Source organism: Micromonospora sp. SCSIO 07396, from assembly GCF_053667945.1.
This window is the reverse complement of sequence record NZ_CM132210.1, coordinates 2,072,935-2,090,581: the sequence shown is the minus strand read 5'-3', so window position 1 is coordinate 2,090,581 and position 17,647 is coordinate 2,072,935. Positions and strand designations below refer to the sequence as shown.

9 protein-coding genes are annotated in these 17,647 nt (G+C 74.7%); 3 read left to right on the top strand and 6 right to left on the bottom strand.

Going from position 1 to position 17,647, the window contains the following annotated elements; all coding sequences use genetic code 11:
* Positions 1-72: 72 nt before the first annotated feature.
* Positions 73-1,605, top strand: coding sequence for a polysaccharide deacetylase family protein (locus tag ACWCHM_RS08880; RefSeq protein WP_454222033.1), 1,533 nt, complete (start codon positions 73-75; stop codon positions 1,603-1,605).
* 7 nt (positions 1,606-1,612) lie between these two features.
* Here ACWCHM_RS08880 and ACWCHM_RS08875 read toward each other — a convergent pair whose 3' ends face one another.
* From ACWCHM_RS08875 to ACWCHM_RS08860, 4 genes are all read right to left on the bottom strand, one after another.
* Positions 1,613-3,202, bottom strand: coding sequence for a DUF4139 domain-containing protein (locus tag ACWCHM_RS08875; protein ID WP_454222031.1), 1,590 nt, complete (start codon positions 3,200-3,202; stop codon positions 1,613-1,615).
* 69 nt (positions 3,203-3,271) lie between these two features.
* Positions 3,272-3,793, bottom strand: coding sequence for a LutC/YkgG family protein (locus ACWCHM_RS08870; protein ID WP_454222030.1), 522 nt, complete (start codon positions 3,791-3,793; stop codon positions 3,272-3,274).
* Positions 3,783-5,225 carry a lactate utilization protein B gene (locus ACWCHM_RS08865; protein WP_454222029.1) on the bottom strand — a complete coding sequence of 481 codons (1,443 nt, stop codon included), beginning with the start codon at positions 5,223-5,225 and terminating at the stop codon, positions 3,783-3,785. The genes ACWCHM_RS08870 and ACWCHM_RS08865 overlap by 11 nt, the downstream gene beginning before the upstream one ends.
* Complete coding sequence (locus tag ACWCHM_RS08860; protein WP_204961984.1) at positions 5,222-5,908, bottom strand: (Fe-S)-binding protein; 687 nt, start codon at positions 5,906-5,908, stop codon at positions 5,222-5,224. Before ACWCHM_RS08860 ends, ACWCHM_RS08865 begins: the two co-directional genes overlap by 4 nt.
* 225 nt (positions 5,909-6,133) lie before the next feature.
* Here ACWCHM_RS08860 and ACWCHM_RS08855 point away from each other — a divergent pair, with 225 nt between their 5' ends.
* Positions 6,134-6,871, top strand: a complete 738-nt coding sequence (locus ACWCHM_RS08855) for an SDR family NAD(P)-dependent oxidoreductase (RefSeq protein ID WP_421488124.1) — start codon at positions 6,134-6,136, stop codon at positions 6,869-6,871.
* A gap of 48 nt (positions 6,872-6,919) precedes the next feature.
* On the opposite strand, the gene ACWCHM_RS08850 is transcribed toward ACWCHM_RS08855, so the two are convergent.
* Both ACWCHM_RS08850 and ACWCHM_RS08845 read right to left on the bottom strand, forming a co-directional pair.
* On the bottom strand, positions 6,920-7,759 hold the full coding sequence (locus ACWCHM_RS08850) for a fumarylacetoacetate hydrolase family protein (protein WP_454222028.1): 840 nt from the start codon (positions 7,757-7,759) through the stop codon (positions 6,920-6,922).
* A 209-nt stretch (positions 7,760-7,968) separates the two neighbouring features.
* Positions 7,969-8,898 (bottom strand): sulfite exporter TauE/SafE family protein, encoded by a 930-nt coding sequence (locus ACWCHM_RS08845; RefSeq protein ID WP_204961987.1) that lies wholly within the window; start codon positions 8,896-8,898, stop codon positions 7,969-7,971.
* An 836-nt stretch (positions 8,899-9,734) separates the two neighbouring features.
* On the opposite strand from ACWCHM_RS08845, the gene ACWCHM_RS08840 reads away from it, so the two are divergent.
* Entirely contained in the window at positions 9,735-17,618 is a 7,884-nt protein-coding gene (locus ACWCHM_RS08840; protein WP_454222027.1) for an SDR family NAD(P)-dependent oxidoreductase, read from the top strand.
* Positions 17,619-17,647: the final 29 nt, after the last annotated feature.

Sequence of the window (17,647 nt, the reverse complement as noted above, 5' to 3'; positions counted from 1 at the left end):
GCTCACCCTCGCCGGAGCGGGGACGCTGGTGCTGCTCTACGCGGTGGTGTTCACCCGGGGCGAGGTGCTCCGGTGAGCCGGCTGTGGCCCCGCGCGCTCGGCGGGCTGCTGTCGCTGGTCACCCTGCTGGTGGTGGCGGCGCCCTTCGGGGTGTCCTGGTACCTCGACGACCTGCGCCGCCACGTCAGCGGGCAGCACGACACCCCGGTCACCCGGGTCGACCCCGCCGACCTGCGCCGCTTCACCGAGACGGCCGGGCGGCTGCCGGACCGGGCCGCGCCGGTGGTGGTCGCTTACCACGACATCCGGCCGCACGGCGACGACCCCGAGGCGACCGGGCCGACCGGCCGGGAGCACTACGTGGTCACCCCGGAGGCGTTCGACGCCCAGCTCACCGCCCTGCGCACCGCCGGCTACCGGACGATCTCCTCGGCCCAGTACGTCGACTACCTGCGCGGCGGCGAGGTGCCGGCCCGCTCGGTCTACCTCACCTTCGACGACGGCACCCGGGGGCTGTGGTCGTACGCCGACCCGATCCTGAAACGACACCGGATGGTGGCCGCCTCCTACCTGATCACCGGGCAGGTGGGCACCCACCGGCCGTACTACCTGAGCTGGGCGGAGATCGACCGGATGCGGCGCTCCGGCCGGTGGGACTTCCAGGCGCACACGCACGACCTGCACACCCGGGTGCAGACCGCGCCGGGGCGGCTCGGCTCCCCGCTGACCCACCGACGGTGGGAACCGGCCACCGGGGCGCAGGAGAGCCTGGCCGACTACCGGCAGCGGTTGACCGCCGACTTCGACGCGATGTTCGCCGCGTTCACCGACCACCGGCTGCCCCGCCCGCAGTTGTTCGCGTACCCGTTCTCCGAGATCGGCGACGCGACGACCGACCCGGAGGCCGCCGCGTTCAGCCGCGACCTGATCGCCACGCGGTTCGTCGCCGCGCTGACCAACAAGTCGCTCGCCCCGCAGCCGAGCAGCCGCCGGTCGGCCGCCGACGGGCAGGTCGAGCGGGCCGAGGTGTACGCCCGGACCACGGCCGCCGAACTGGTCAGCGCCGTCGTCGAACGCACGGCCGTGCCCGCCGTGGTGACCGACCCGTTCGCCCGCGCCTGGGACTGGCGTGACCAGCACGGTGAGCCGATGACCGAGCTGTCCCCGCTGACCGCCGGCCGGTTCCCCGCCGACAGCCCACGCCGTGCCTACGGCACCCTGCTCGCGTACGCCAGCGCGGACTGGACCGGCTACACGGCCGACGCCACGGTGCGCGGCCTGCGCGCCGACGGCGGCACGGTGACAGTGCTGGTCGGGGTGGACGGTGACGCCACGGTGTCGGTCCGGGTGACCCATGGCCGGGTGGCGGTGCTGCGTGCCGGCCGGGTGGTCGCCGAGGCCACGCTGGACCCGGCCGCCACCCACCGGGTCACGGTCACCGTGCGCGACGGCGTGACGGCGGCCCGGGTCGACGGCGGCCCGGCCCTGCGGGTGCCCACCCCCACCGGGCCGGGGGCCACCGGCGGGTTGGCGGTGGCGATCGACGACGCCGAGGGCCCCGTCCACCCGTCGGTCGCCACCCTGGCGGTGACCGCCGCGGGGTGAGCGACGGTCACTCCCGCCAGCCGGCCAGCTCGACGCCCTTGCCGAGTTCGACCCGGAACCCGAGGGTGATGTCGCCGCCCTCCCCCGGCCCGAGCCGCAGCCGCCAGGTCAGCTCGCCCAGGTCGGTGCGCTCGTCCGGCGGCGGGACGACGGTGGCCTCGCGGACGGTCACCGCTTCGTCGCGGGAGACCGGCAGCTGGTCGTGGACCTCCACCGTCGCCGGTCGCGGGGTGTGGTTGGCGACGCTGATCCGGTATTCCACGTCCCGCCGCCGGGTGGAGCCGAGCGCGGCCCGGGTGTCCGAGCGCCGGGTCAGCTCGCGTTCCACCCGGACCCGGTCGTCCACCCCGAGCGCCACCTCGGTCTCCTCGCCCGGCGCCCAGGTCGGCAGCCGGGTGGTGGCGACGAAGTCGGCGTCGTGGAACACCGCCGCCGGGCCGGGCAGCAGGGTGTGCGTGGAGGTGTTGCGGACCGTCGCCCGCAGGTGCGCCTCGGCGGCCCGCAGCGGCACGGTCACGTGGTCGAGACGGACCGGCAGGTCCAGCACGGCGATGACGGCCCGGTAGGCACTGCCGTCGGCGGGCACCGCCACCGGGCGGGCCGGCCGGTAGGTCGCGGCGGTGACGCCCTGCTCGATCTCGGCGACGCTCTCCCGGACCATCGGGCGCGGCTCGCCCGCGCGGGCCGCCCCGCCGCCGCCGGCCGGGGCCACGCCCGGCGCGGGCGGCGGCGGCGCGCCGAAGCTCGCCGCCGCCCGCGCCACCGGCACCGGCACCGGCCGGACCCGGTCGAGGTACCAGGGCGACAACTCCGGTACGCCGGCAGCCGCCGCCGGGCGGGCGGTGGAGAGCTGCAGCGCGCACTCCGGCCAGTCCTCGCCGGTGTCCTGGGTGACCAGGGCCGACCAGGTGACGGTCATGGCGTCCCCGACCAGCCGCAGGTCGTAGGAGGACTGCCAGCGTGCCCCGTCGACCAGGTAGGTCAGCTCCAGGTCCACGGTGGTGTCGTCGGCGTCCACCGCCACCGTCACGTCGGCGGCCAGCCGGTCCGGCTGCTGCTTGCCGCCCGCGTCGGCCAGCTGCCGTTGCACGGCCGACAGTTCCTCGGTCAGGTCGGTGTGCCGCCGGACCAGCGCGCGTCGGCGGCGGTGGGATTCGGTGAGCTGGGCGGCGACCGTGTCGGCGAAGGCCGTCACGTCGGTCGGGGCGGTGTCACCGGCGGCCAGCGTGCGGGCGTACGTGCCGCCGGCCCGCTCGGCCAGCCGGGTGAGGAACTGTTGCCGCTGCGTCTCGACCTCAGCGGCGTCGTCGGTCTCGGCGAGTTCGTCGGCCAGTTCCCGGGCCCTCCGGGTGAACGCGTCGACCTGGGCGTCGGTGCTGCGGGCCTGCCGCCAGGTGCTCACCTCCACGCCGAGGACGGTGACCGCGCCGGCGCCGCCGGTGCGCAGCGAGTCCCGGCGCAGTCGCATCGGCAGCGGGGCGATCCGGAGCCGGTGCTCACCGGCGGCCAGCCGCAGGCTCGCCCGGCGGGTGACCCGGGCCCGGTCCGGGTACACGGTGACGGCGACCACGGGTGCTTCGATCTCCACAGCGTCCACGGCGGCGAGGGTAGCCGGGGCGCGCACCCCGGCCGCGACGGCGGGCCGACCGGCGGGTGGGTGGGTGGGTTACTCCGGTGGCAGGCAGACGATGTCGAGGCGGCGCGGGCCGTGCACGCCCTCCACCCGGCTCAGCTCGATGTCGCTGGTCGCGGACGGGCCGGAGATCATCGTGATCGGGCGGGTGGGGTCGGGCAGCGCGCCGACCAGATCGGGCACGTCGGCCACGATCTGCGCGGCCCGGACCACGCAGACGTGGTGGTCGGGGACCAGGGTGAGCAGCCGGCGGCCCTGCGCCGGGCCGCCGTCGAGGACCAGGGTGCCGGTCTCGGCGACGGCGAGCGCGCAGCCGGTGAGCACGGCCAGGCCGGGCGCGTCCAGTTCGGTGGCGGTGAGCAGGTCACCGGGGAGGGTGGGCGGGCCGAGCCGGGCGGTCCACTGCGCTGGCGTCGCGGGCGGCAGCACCACGGCGGTGGCCCCGGCCAGCAGGGTGGCGAGCAGGTCGGGCAAGTCGGTCGGGGTGCAGCGGTGCACCCCGGCCCGGTAGTCACCCGCGCGGGCGGCGAAGAGCGCACCCAGCTCAGGAGTCATGGGTCCGACGCCACCAGTCGCGGAAGGACTCCGGGGCCGGCAGCGGGGCGTCGCGGTGCGCCGTCCAGGCCGACAGCGGCCAGGGTGCCCGGCGCAGCCGCCCGCCGTGCCGCCGGCTGAGCACCCGCAGTGGCCGGCCACCGGCGCGGGCCGTGCGCAGCGCCGCCCGCCACCGTCGGCGGTCGCGCATCGTCCAGGCGAGCCACGCCATCGCCGCGCGTTCGGCTGCCGGCTTCGGCCCCGTCTGGCGCAGGTGCACCAGGATCGCCGGGATGTCGATCTTGACCGGGCAGACGTCGTAGCAGGCCCCGCAGAGCGTCGAGGCGTAGGGCAGGGTCGCGTTGTGGCCGGCGTCCTGCCCGGTGAGCTGGGGCGACAGGATCGCGCCGATCGGGCCGGGATAGACCGAGCCGTAGGCGTGGCCGCCGACCCGCTCGTACACCGGGCACACGTTCAGGCAGGCCGAGCAGCGGATGCAGCGCAACGCCGCCCGACCCACCGGGTCCGCCGCCATCCGGCGACGACCGTTGTCGAGCAGCACGACGTGCAGCCGGCGCGGCCCGTCGCCGGGCGTCACCCCGGTGAAAATCGAGGTGTACGGGTTCATCCGCTCGCCTGTCGACGAGCGTGGCAGCAGCCGCAGGAAGTCGCCGAGGTCGGTGAACCGGGGCAGCAGCTTCTCGACCCCGACCACGGCGATCAGGGTGTCCGGCAGGGTCAGGCACATCCGCCCGTTGCCCTCGGACTCGACGACCACCAGGGAGCCGGTCTCCGCCACCGCGAAGTTGGCCCCGCAGATGGCGACCCGGGCGGACAGGAAGGTACGCCGCAGGTACTCCCGGGCGGCGCCGGCCAGCACCGCGGGGTCGTCCGAGTCGGCGGTGAAGCCGGGCATCCGGCGGGTGAACAGCTCGCGGATCTGCCCCCGGTGGTAGTGGATCGCCGGAACCAGGATGTGTGACGGGGTGTCGTCGGCGAGTTGCACGATCAGCTCGGCCAGGTCGGTCTCGACCGCCGTGACACCCACCGCCGCGAGCGCCTCGTTGAGGCCGATCTCCTGGGTCGCCATCGACTTGACCTTCACCACCCGGTCGACGCCCTGCGCCCGTACCAGCTCGGTGACCAGCGCGTTGGCGGCGGCGGCGTCCACGGCGTGGTGCACGGTCGCCCCGGCGGCGGTGGCCGCCCGCGCGAACTGGTCCACCAGCTCGGGCAGCCGGTCGATGACGTCGTCCTTGACCCGGGCGGCCCGCTCGCGCAGCCGTTCCCAGTCGGGCACCTCGGCCACCACGGCGGCCCGCTTGTCCCGGATGGTGCGGGTGGCCCGGCCCAGGGTGGCCCGCAGCTGGGCGTCGCGCAGCGCGCCGGCCGCCGCCCGGGGGAACGGGGTGGCCGCCACGATGGGCAGTCGCCGCCGGGCCGGGGGCGTCATCCGGTCACCCCCGGCCCGGTGGCGGCGAGGATCTCGGCGTAGTGGATGGGTCGCGGGGCGTCGGGGCGTCGGGCCAGGCCACCGCCGATGTGGGCCAGGCAGGAGCTGTCGGCGGCGGCCAGGTAGTCGGCGCCGGTGGCGACCGCGTGGGCGCACTTGTCGGCGAGCATCGCCGCGGAGACGGCGGCGTTCTTCAGCGCGAAGGTGCCGCCGAAGCCGCAGCACTGCTCCGGTTCGGGCAGCGCCAGCAGTTCCAGGTCACGTACGGCGGCGAGCAGCCGCAGCGGCCGGTCCCCCAGCCGCAGCATCCGCAGCCCGTGGCAGGTCGGGTGGTAGGTGACCCGGTGCGGGAAGCGGGCCCCCACGTCGGTCACCGCGAGCACGTCCACCAGCAGTTCGGACAGCTCGTGCACCGGCAGCCGGGTGTGCGCCCGCAGGTGGGCCACGCAGGAGCCGGACGGCGAGACGACGACGTCGTGTCCGGCGAACGCCGCCTCGGTGTGCCGTTCCAGGTCACGGGCCGGGGCGCGGTGGCCGGTGTTGGCGTGCAGCTGGCCGCAGCAGCTCTGCCCGACGGGGAAGGTGACGGTGTGGCCGAGCCGCTCCAGCAGGGTCACGGTGGCGATGCCGACCCGGGGGAAGAACGCATCGTTGAGGCAGGTGACGAACAACGCGATGCGCACCGTGCCCCCTCGCCCTGCCTCCTCGCCGTGCCCCCTCGTCACGCCCCCTCGCCAGCCCGGGACGTGATTGACGGATTCTATATGATCTATGCAGTCGGCGCGGGGTGCGGCATCCTGGCGCACCGGCGGGGGCGGCCCGGCGGCCGTCGCGGCGTGCCGGCCCGGTGGGCGTCGGGCGCGGGTGGGCGTCCCCCGGCCGCCACCGCCCGTCGACGAGGTGCCGAGATGACGGATTTCCGCGGCCTGGTGGCCGCCGTGACCGGGGGTGGTTCGGGCATCGGCGCGGCCGTCGCCGACCTGCTGGCCGCGCGCGGGGCCCGCGTCGCTGTGCTCGACCGCGATCCCGGGACCGGCGGGACGCACCTGCGGCTCACCGCCGACGTCACCGCCCCGCTGGAGCAGACCATGGACCGGGTCGCGGCGACCCTGGGCGGTCTCGACGTGCTGGTGAACTGCGCGGCGGTCAGCGCGGTCGGTGCGGTGGAGGCCGCCGACGACGCCGAGTGGCACCGGTGCCTGGACGTCAACGTCGTCGGGGTGGCCCGCGCCTGCCGGGCGGCCCTGCCGCACCTGCGCCGCTCGACCAGCGCCGCCATCGTCAGCATCACCTCGATCGCCGCGACGGCGGGCCTGGTCGACCGGGCCGTCTACTCGGCCACCAAGGGCGCGGTGCACGCGCTCAGCCTGGCGATGGCCGCCGACCTGGTGGGCGACGGCATCCGGGTCTGCACGGTGGCGCCGGGCACGGTGGACACCCCGTGGGTGGCCCGGCTGCTCGCCAACGCGCAGGACCCGGCGGCGGAGAAGCGACGGCTGGCCGCCCGGCAGCCCACCGGCCGGCTGGTCACCGCCGACGAGGTCGCCCAGGCGGTGGCGTTCCTGGCCTCCCCGGTCTCCGGGGCGACCACCGGCACCGCGCTGGCCGTCGACGGGGGCATGTCCGGCCTGCGGCTGGTCCGCTGACCCGGGGCCGCGGCCCCGGCTCCCGACCGCCGGCTCACCCGTCGCCGGTCAGGCCGCCGCCATGGTGACCCGCTGCCGGCCCAGGCCCTCCACCTCGACCTCCACCACGTCACCGGGGCGCAGGTAGGGGAACCGGCCGGACAGGGCCACCCCCTCCGGCGTACCGGTGTTGACCACGTCGCCCGGGTCGAGGACCGTGTACTGCGACAGGTGCCAGATCAGGTACGCCACGTCGAAGATCATGTCTGCCGTGCGCGAGTCCTGCCGGGGCTCGCCGTTGACCCAGGACCGCAGGCGGAGGTCCTGCGCGTCGGGGATCTCGTCCGGGGTGACCAGCCACGGGCCGAGCGGCTGGAACGTCTCGCACGACTTCCCCTTGGACCACTGGCCACCGGAGTCACGCAGTTGGAAGTCGCGTTCGGACACGTCGTTGGCGACCAGGTAGCCGGCGACGTGGGCCAGGCTCTGCGCGGGCGACTCCAGGTAGCGGGCTCGCCGGCCGATGACCACGGCCAGCTCCACCTCCCAGTCGGTGGCGGTGGCGCCCCGGGGCACCAGCACGTCGTCGTACGGGCCGACCACCGTGTTGGGCGCCTTGTAGAAGACGATCGGGGTCCCGGGCGGAGCGACGCCCGACTCGGCGGCGTGCGCGGCGTAGTTCTGCCCCACGCAGAGCACCACGCCGGGGCGGGCCACCGGTGGACCGACCCGTAGCCCGGTGACGTCCAGCTCCGGCAGGTCGCGGGCCGCCCGGATCCGGTCCGGGCCACCGGAGGCGAGGAACGCGCCGTCGATGTCGGGGGTGAGTGCGGACAGGTCGAAGTACCGGCCGTCGGCGTACAGCACCGGCCGTTCCGCGCCGGCCGGGCCGACCCGCATCAGCTTCATCAGGCGCCCCCTCCACTGACGACAGTGCACGCCATCCTGCCCGACGGCACGGCGACGACGCTCACCACCCACGGGTGCGCCGGCGCTCGCGGGCCTGCCGACGGCGGAGCACGCCGCGCCCTGAGGCCACGGCTGCCCCCGGGGCGGGTCGCCGACGGCTCCTCGACCTGCCCGGGGGCCGGGAGGTCGAGGAGCCGTCGGCCGAGCTGTCAACTCGACGCGGTGGCGGGCTCCCCGGTGCCGTTCTCCGGCCCGACGGCGACCGGCGTGGCCTGCCGGTCGGCCAGGTGCCGGCGCAGCGACCAGGTCACCGACGCCGCCCAGAGCACCGCGACGACCAGATAGCAGGCGTACCGGACGGCGTCCGGAGCGTCGATCCACTCGCTGCGCAGCAGGGTCCGGATGTTGGTCAGCACGATGACCCCGCCGACGGCGGAGCCGAGCACCCGGGGCGGGACCAGTCGCACCAGCCAGGCGGCGATCGGCGCGGCGATCATGCCGCCGAGCAGCAGCGCGCCCACCCAGCCGAAGTTGATGTTCTCCGAGCCGATGCCGACCAGGAAGCCCAGGCTGGCGGCGACCGCCACCAGGAACTCGCTGGTGTCGATCGAGCCGATCACCCGGCGGGGTTCCAGTCGGCCGCTGGCCAGGATCGCCGGGGTGCCGACCGGCCCCCAACCACCGCCGCCGGTGGCGTCGACGAAACCGGCGACGAGCCCCAGCGGGCCGAGGAAGCGCTTGCGCAGGGGCAGGCCGACCCGGTCGCGGGGCAGGCCGGCGACGGTGAACCGGATCAGCACGTAGAGGCCGAGGGCCAGCAGGATCAGCGACATGATCGGGGCTGCGGTCGCGGTCGAGAGGCTGGACAGGAAGGTCGCCCCGGCGAACGCCCCGACCGCACCCGGCACGCCGACCCGGCGGACCACCGTCCAGTCGACGTTGCCGAACCGCCAGTGGGCGGCGCCGGAGACGAGGGTGGTGCCGATCTCAGCCAGGTGGACGGTCGCCGAAGCGCTCGCCGCCCCTGTGTTGAGAGCCAGCAATAATGTGGTGGATGTCACGCCGTACGCCATCCCGAGACTGCCGTCGACCAGTTGCGCACCGAGGCCGACGAGGGCAAGAAGAAGCAGGCTACGCACAATTACCGCCGATCCGGAAGGAGAATTGGGAAGGCCTGCCCCGCCGGGCCTGACCATCGTCGCGGTGATGGCCGTCCCGGCTGGTCGCGGCCTGTGTGAGGTCGGTACTGCCGGAGGAATCGCCCCCGCAGATCGCGCGCCGCGGGCAGGTATGACCACCCGGCGGACTGCGCGTGAAACGTTCGTTAAGGGAGTACGTCAACCGTCGTCATGGGGTGGCGTTTTGCCAGCCCAGAGCCGCTATCGGTGACGCCTGCGGGGCTTCGTCGCCCGGTCGGCGGTCACCGCCGAGGTCAGTGGCGGCGGGTGGGACGGATGCACGGTCGGCGACCTATCCGCGCCCCACCAGGGAGTCTAAAGATCGGAAACCAATCCCACCTCGCCTCACGAATGCCACAGCTAATCGATGGGCAATGACGGCATGAATACCAATACGGATCTTTGATGTACACCGCAATCGATGGCAAGGGTCGTTCCACATAGTGGGATATGGGAAGGATCGGTTTCCACTACCAGGGACTTCATCGTTGCCGGAAAACAGTTTGGAAATAAAACCGCAAATGACTGGACAAGCATCGGTGCCACGATCTGGTGGCAGCGGCGTCACATCGAAGAACATCGTCCCTGGTTAACCCGACGTCATATCCGGTAGCCTTGGTAGGAAATCTTCATCCAGAGCCCGATGATCGTTGGATTTAACCGGGCTGTAACTGGTCGCCGCTAGATTGTGACGCAGCGCGACATTGACTGCGGCAAATCAGCACCGCGCTCGCCGGTCCTCTGCCGGCAGATCCCCTAGTCAGCACGCGATCCTTCGCGACCGAAGTGGGAGCCCGATGAGTAGCGCACCGTACACACGTGACCTGATCCTGGTCGTCAACCCCGTCGGCGTCCTGGAACCCGGCCCACGGATCACGGCCGCCACCGCAGCCGGTGGTGGGCGCGGCATCATCGACCTGGCCACCGGCGACGACTGGTCGCTGCGGGCGCTCGCCCGCGCCGCCAGCTGGTCGTCCGCCCCGATCGGCGTCCGGGTCCCGGCCGGCTGCCGGGCCACCCCCGCCGAGGTGCAGCGCGCCGCCGACGGCCGGGTGGACCTGATCGTGGTCGAGCCGACGAGCCCGTGGCCGCTGGCCGACATCACCGCCCACCACCGGGTGCTGGTCGAGGTGACCAGCCGGGCTGAGGCCCACGCCGCGGCGCAGGCCGGCGCGCACGGGCTGATCGCCCGCGGCATGGAGGGCGGCGGCCGGGTCGGCGAACTCAGCTCCTTCGTCCTGCTCCAGCAGCTCGTCGCCGACGACACCCTGGACCTGCCGGTCTGGGTGGCCGGCGGGATCGGCCCACGGACCGCCGGGGCCTGCCTGGTCGGCGGCGCGGCCGGCGTGGTGCTGGACACCCAGCTCGCCCTGATGCCCGAATCGGAGCTGCCGGCCGACGTACAGGCAGTCATCAGGCGGATGGACGGCTCGGAGACCGTGCTGCGCGACGGCGTACGCGGCATCCGCCGGGGCGGCCCGCACCAGGGCGACAGCGAACTGCTCCCGGTCGGCCAGGACGGCTGGCTGGCGGCGGCCTTCGCCGACCGCTGGGCCGACACCGCCACCGCCGTACGCGGCATGCGCGCGGCGATGCTCGACGCCGTCGACGGCCCCGACGCCGCCGACCTGCTCCAGCCGCACGCCCCCCTGGCCGAGGCCCTCGGGGTACGGGTGCCCGTCGCCCAGGGCCCGATGACCCGGGTCAGCGACGAGGCGTCCTTCGCCGCCGCCGTCGCCGACGGCGGCGCGTTGCCGTTCATCGCGCTCGCCCTCAACTCGGCCGACCAGTGCCGCCGGATGCTCACCGAGACCGCCGCCCAGCTCGGCGACCGCCCGTGGGGCGTCGGGGTGCTCGGCTTCGCCCCCGAGGAGCTGCGCGCCGCCCAACTGGAGGTCATCCGGGAGATCCGGCCCGCCTGCGCGATCATCGCCGGTGGCCGGCCGCCACAGGCCCGCGCCCTGGAGGAGCAGGGGATCAGCACCTTCCTGCACGTGCCCTCCCCCGGCCTGCTGCGCCAGTTCCTGCGCTCCGGCGCCCGCAAGTTCATCTTCGAGGGCGCCGAGTGCGGCGGGCACGTCGGACCCCGGGCGAGCTTCCCGCTGTGGGAGGCCCAGCTGGCGGTGCTCGACGAGTACCTCGACACCGATCCCGCCGCCGGCGCCCAGCTGCAGATCTTCTTCGCCGGTGGGGTGCACGACGCCCGGTCGGCGGCGATGGTGGCCACGATGGCCGCCCCGCTGGCCCGCCGGGGCGCCCGGATCGGCGTGCTGATGGGCACCGCCTACCTGTTCACCGCCGAGGCCGTGACCCACGGCGCGGTCCAGCCGTTGTTCCAGCGTGAGGCGCTCACCGCAGAGCACACCGCGCTGCTGGAGACCGCCCCCGGGCACGCCACCCGCTGCCTGCACACCCCGTTCGTCGACGACTTCCACCAGCTGCGCACCCAGCTCGAAGGTGCCGGGGCCGAGAACCGCGAGGTGTGGGAGCAGCTGGAACTGCTCAACGTCGGCCGGCTGCGGATCGCCAGCAAGGGCCTACGCCGCTCGGGCGACGTCGTCGAGTCCGTCGACGAGAGCGTCCAGGCCAGCGAGGGACTGTTCATGGCCGGCCAGGTAGCCGTGCTGCGCGACCGCGCCACCACCGTCGCCGAGCTGCACGACGACGTCACCACCCGGGTCCGCGGCTTCCACGCCGACCGGCTCGACGCGCTGCGGGCCCGGCTCACGCCGCCGGCCGTCGAGATCGCGGAGCCGCCCGCGCCGCTGGACATCGCCATCGTCGGGATGGCCTGCATGCTGCCCGGCTCCCCCGACCTGGACAGCTTCTGGCGTACGGTGCTCAGCGGCGTCGACACCGTCACCGAGGTCCCGGCGCAACGTTGGGACACCGAGCACTACTACGCCCCCGAGGTCGGGCCGGGGCAGACCGGCCGGATCAGCGTCTCCAAGTGGGGCGGGTTCATCGACCCGGTCCCGTTCGACGCCATCGGCTACGGCATCCCCCCGGCCGCGTTGAGCAGCATCGACCCGACCCAGCTGCTCGCCCTGGAGGTCTCCCACCGGGCGCTGGTCGACGCCGGCTACCCGTACGACGCACCCGGCGCGGACCACGCCCGCACCGGCGTCGTGTTCGGCGCGGAGGCCGGCAGCGACATGGGCCACGCGCAGACCCTGCGCACCATGCTGCCGGCGTACCTCGGCGAGGTGCCCGAGCAGATGGAGGAGCTGCTGCCCACGGTCACCGAGGACAGCTTCCCCGGCGTGCTGGCCAACGTGATCGCCGGCCGGGTCGCCAACCGGCTCGACCTGGGCGGGCCGAACTACACCATCGACGCCGCCTGCGCCTCGTCGCTGGCCGCGATGGACGCCGCCTGCAAGGAACTGGTCGCCGGTGACAGCGACCTGATGATCTGCGGCGGGGCCGACCTGCACAACGGGGTCAACGACTACCTGATGTTCACCTCGGCGCACGCGCTGTCCCCCACCGGACGGTCCCGCCCGTTCGACAGCACCGGTGACGGGATCGCCCTCGGTGAGGGCGTCGCGTGCGTCGTACTCAAGCGGCTGGCCGACGCCGAACGCGACGGTGACCGGATCTACGGCGTGATCAAGGGGCTCGGCGGGGCCAGCGACGGGCGGGCCCTGGGCCTGACCGCGCCGCGCCCCGACGGGCAGCGGCGGGCCCTGGACCGGGCCTACCACCGCACCGGCATCTCCCCCCGGGAGGTCGGGCTGGTGGAGGCGCACGGCACCGGCACGGTGGTCGGCGACCGCACCGAACTGGAGACGCTCACCAAGATGTTCGTCGAGGCCGGTGCCGAACCGGGCAGCTGCGCGCTCGGCTCGGTGAAGTCCCAGATCGGGCACACCAAGTGCGCCGCCGGGCTGGCCGGCCTGATCAAGGCGACGCTCGCCCTCTACCACGGCATCCGGCCGCCCACCATCCACCTGGAACGACCCAACCCGGCCTGGCACCCGCAGCAGAGCCCGTTCGCGTTCTTCACCGAGGCCCGCCCGTGGCCGGTGCCGGCCGCCGAGCGCATCGCCGGGGTCAGCGCGTTCGGCTTCGGCGGCACCAACTTCCACGTCGTGCTCAGCGCCCACGCCAACGCGCCGGAACCCCGGCACGCGCAACGGATCTGGCCGGCCGAACTGTTCTGCTTCCGGGGCACCGACCGGGCCGCCGCCCACCAGGGCGTCCGGCAGCTGTTGGAGCGCCTGGCCGCCGACGGGCCCGGCAACCGGGCGGGACGGCTGGCCGAGCTGGCCGCTTCGGTCGCCGCCAAGGCCGCCAACCGGCCCGGGACGACCCAGGTCGCGGTGGTCGCCCGTGACCTGACCGAACTGGAGACCCTGCTGCACCGGGCGCTGGCCGGCGAGCACGACCCGGCCCGGGGCCTGGTCCAGCCGAGCGGGGTCGACCCGGTCGGGCCCGGCCAGGTGGCGTTCCTCTTCCCCGGCCAGGGCAGCCAACGCCCCGGCGCCCTCGGGGAACTCTTCGTCACCTTCCCCGAGCTGCGGCACTACCTCGAACTCGACAAGGCCGCCGCGGAGCTGCTCTTCCCGCCGGCCGCGTTCGACCCGGACTCCCGCCGCGCCCAGGAGGACGCGGTACGCGACACCCGGACCGCCCAGCCCGTGCTCGGCATCGGCGGGCTCGCCGTGGACCACCTGCTGCGCCGCCTCGGCGTCCGACCCGACATGACCGCCGGCCACAGCTACGGCGAACTCGTCGGGCTCTGCGTCGCCGGGGCGTTCGACGCGGCCACCCTGCTCGACCTGAGCCGGCAGCGGGCGGCGGCCATCCTCGACGCCTGCGGCGAGGACCCGGGCACCATGGCGGCGGTCGCCGCCAGCGCCGAGCAGGTCGCCCAGGTGCTCGCCGGGGCCGGCCTGACCAGCGAGGTGGTGCTGGCCAACCGGAACGCCCCGCAGCAGGTGGTGGTCTCCGGCCCGACGGCGAAGGTGCAGTCGGCGGTGGTCGCGCTCAAGGAGGCCGGCCTGTCGGCCCGCGCCATCCCGGTGGCCTGCGCCTTCCACAGCCCGGTGGTGGCCGGCGCGGTGGAGACCTTCGCCGAGGTGCTCGCCGAAAGGTCGATCAGCGAGCCGCGCATCCCGGTCTGGTCGAACCTGACCGCCGCCCCGTACTCCGGCGACGCCGGCCAGGTCCGCCACCACCTCGCCGAGCAGATCGGCGCGCCGGTGCGCTTCGTCGAGCAGATCGAGGCGATGTACGCCGCGGGCGCCCGGCTGTTCGTCGAGGTGGGCCCCGGCCAGGTGCTCAGCCGGCTGGTGCAGGCGGTGCTCGGCGACCGGCCGCACCAGACGGTCGCCTGCGAACGCGGCCCGGCCGACGGCCTGCGCGGGTTCCTGATCTCGGTCGCCGAGCTGGCCTGCGCCGGCACCCCGGTCCGCACCGACTGGCTGTTCCACGGCCGGATCGCGGACGGCACCGCCACCACCGCACCGACCCGTCGTCCGCTCTGGACGGTCGACGGCCAACTCGTCCGGGACCAGCACGGCAACTGTCTTCCCGGTGGCATGACCCCTCCCCGACGGATCAAGGAGTTGTCGATGACCCCTGCCAATGGCACCGCCACCACCCCCGGCGCCGCCACCGGCACCGTCAGCGGCCCCGCACCGTCGACCGTCCGGGACGTCCGGACCGTCGACGAGCCCGCGCCGGCCACCGTCCGGGACATCCGGGGCGAGCTGCTCAGCGAGTACCTGCGCACCACGCGGGAGATGATCGCCACCCAGCGGGACGTGATGCTCGCCTTCCTCGGAGACCCCGGGGACGGGGGCAGCCGGCCCGCCGGGGAACCCACCGGGACGTACCGGGTCGAGGGGTACGCCGGGCCGGCACCCACGCCGACGCCCGCCCCGGCCCCCCGGTCGCTGCCCGCCGCCGCCCCCGCGCCGGCCCCGACCCCCGCCGCCACCCCGCGCCCCGCCCCGGCCCCCACCGTGGCCGGGTCCAACGGCGGCACCGCGCTGGCCATCGCCCCCGCGCCGACGGTCGCCCGGCCCCGACCGGTCACCCCGGACGTCATGCCGGTCTCCCCCGCGGTCGGCGGTCCCGTCGCGATCCCCGCGCCGGTCGCCGCTCCCGTCGCCGCGCCCGTCGCCCCGGTCGCCGCACCGGCCGGACCGGGCATGGCCGAATTCCAGCAGGCGATCCTGGCGGTGATCAGCGAGCGCACCGGCTACCCGGTCGACCTCATCGAACTCGACCTCGACCTCGAAGCCGACCTCTCCATCGACTCCATCAAGCGCGCCGAAGTCGCCGGCGAGGTCGCCCAACGCCTCTCCCTCAGCGTCGAAGGCGACGAAAGCGAACTCGAAGACCTCGTCAAGGCCCGCACCGTCCGCGCCATGGTCACCTGGCTCGACGAGAAGATGAGCGGCACCGTCACCACCACCGCCACGCTGACCGCCGCGCTGCCGTCGGGCGACCAGATCGGCGTCACCGCAGCGGACTTCCAGCAGGCGATCCTGGCGGTGATCAGCGAGCGCACCGGCTACCCGGTCGACCTCATCGAGCCCGACCTCGACCTCGAAGCCGACCTCTCCATCGACTCCATCAAGCGCGCCGAAGTCGCCGGCGAGGTCGCCCAACGCCTCTCCCTCAGCGTCGAAGGCGACGAAAGCGAACTCGAAGACCTCGTCAAGGCCCGCACCGTCCGCGCCATGGTCACCTGGCTCGACCAGAAGATGAGCGGCACCGTCCACGTCTCGGCCAGCACGACCGGTCCGCTGGCGCTCGCCCCGGCCCCGACGGTGGCACCGGCCGCCGCGCCGGCCGTGGCCGCCGTGCCCGCCGCCGTGGCCGCCGCGCCCGCCGGGGCCAGCCTCGCGGAGTTCCAGCAGGCCATCCTCACCGTGATCAGCGAGCGCACCGGCTACCCGGTCGACCTCATCGAACTCGACCTCGACCTCGAAGCCGACCTCTCCATCGACTCCATCAAGCGCGCCGAAGTCGCCGGCGAGGTCGCCCAACGCCTCTCCCTCAGCGTCGAAGGCGACGAAAGCGAACTCGAAGACCTCGTCAAGGCCCGCACCGTCCGCGCCATGGTCACCTGGCTCGACCAGAAGATGAACACGACAGTCACCGCGACGGTGACCGTCGCCGCGCCGGCCGCCGTGCCCGCCGCCCCGCCGGCGAGCGTCGCCGCGCCGGCCGTCGCACCCGCCGCGTCGCCCGCACCGACCGAGGTCGGGGTGGGGATCGCGCCGAAGCGGCTGGTCGCCCGGGAGAGCGTCCAGCCCGGACAGCGCGTCGACCCGGGCACGCTCGCCGGGATGCGGTTCCTGATCACCGGAGGCGGACCGGTCGGGGCGTACCTGGCGGAGCTGCTCGGCGCGCACGGCGCCGGCGGCCAGCTGGGCGTGCTCGACAGCGAGCAGGCCGACCAGGGCTTCGACGGGGTGCTGGTGCTCGACGGGTTGACCAACCTCGACGAGCCGCTGCTGCCCGCCGTGTTCCCGCTGTTGCAGCGGGCCCTGGCCGCCGGACCGCGCTGGCTGCTCGCCGCCGGGGCGCAGGACGTCGCCGGCGCGGCCGACGGCATGCCCGGCCTGTTCCGCACGATCGCCCGCGAGTACCCGGGGCTGACCGCCCGGTTCGTGGCGGTGGACCCGGCGGCGACGCCGGAGGTGCTGGCCCGGCAACTGCTCGACGAACTGCTCACCGCCGCCGACGCCCCGGTGGTCGCCAGGCGTGGCGACGGGCGCTACGTCGCCGACCTGGTCCCGGTCGAGCTGGGCGCGCTGGCCGCCGGGGGTGCCGGACCGGCCGGCGACGGGGTGTCCGAGGCCGCCGCGATCGGGTTGGAACGCGACTCGGTGGTGGTGCTGATCGGTGGGGCACGGGGCATCACCCCGTGGTTCGCCCGGGCGCTCGCCTCGGCCAGCGGCTGCCGCATCGAACTGGTCGGCCGTACCCCGCTGCCGTCCGGCCCGGAGGACCCGGAGCTGGCCGCCGCCACCGACCGTGCCGCGCTGGTCGGGGTGCTGGCCCGGCGGGGGCTGTCCTCGCCGGCCGAGATCTCCCGCACCGCGCAGGCCGTCCTGGCGGCCCGGGAGGTGACCGCCACGATCGCCGAGCTGACCGAGCTGGGTGGCGAGGTCCGCTACCACGCCCTGGACGTCCGGGACGCGGCGGCGACCCGCGCGCTGCTGGCCGCGATCCACGCCGAGTACGGCCGCCTCGACGGGGTGGTCTACGCCGCCGGGATCATCGAGGACAAGCTGATCGCCGAGAAGGACCCGGCGTCGTTCACCAGGGTCTTCGACACCAAGGTCGACGGGGCCCGGGGGCTGCTGGCGGGTCTCGACGCGCTGCCCGGCGCGCCGCGGTTCCTGGTCTTCTTCGGCAGCATCGCCGCCGCCTACGGCAACCGGGGACAGGCCGACTACGCGGCGGCCAACGACGCCCTGGACGCCATCGGCACCCGCTACGCGGCCCGGACCGGGGTGCGCACCGTGACCGTCCACTGGGGGCCGTGGGCGCCCGGTGCCGGCCACGGCGGCATGGTCACCGCCGAACTGAGCCGCGAGTACGCCCGGCGCGGCATCGGCCTGATCGACCCGGAGGAGGGCGCGCTGGCCCTGCTGCGCGAGCTGGCCTGGGCCGACGCGTCGGTCACCTCGGTCGTCTACACCGCCTCCGGGTGGTGAGGGCGTCGATGAGCCGTCCCGCCCCCACC

Coding starts and splice junctions, on each gene's coding strand:
- ACWCHM_RS08870 (WP_454222030.1), bottom strand. CDS start 3,793: ATGACTCCTGAGCTGGGTGCGCTCTTCGCCGCCCGCGCGGGTGACTAC.
- ACWCHM_RS08865 (WP_454222029.1), bottom strand. CDS start 5,225: ATGACGCCCCCGGCCCGGCGGCGACTGCCCATCGTGGCGGCCACCCCG.
- ACWCHM_RS08855 (WP_421488124.1), top strand. CDS start 6,134: ATGACGGATTTCCGCGGCCTGGTGGCCGCCGTGACCGGGGGTGGTTCG.
- ACWCHM_RS08850 (WP_454222028.1), bottom strand. CDS start 7,759: ATGAAGCTGATGCGGGTCGGCCCGGCCGGCGCGGAACGGCCGGTGCTG.
- ACWCHM_RS08840 (WP_454222027.1), top strand. CDS start 9,735: ATGAGTAGCGCACCGTACACACGTGACCTGATCCTGGTCGTCAACCCC.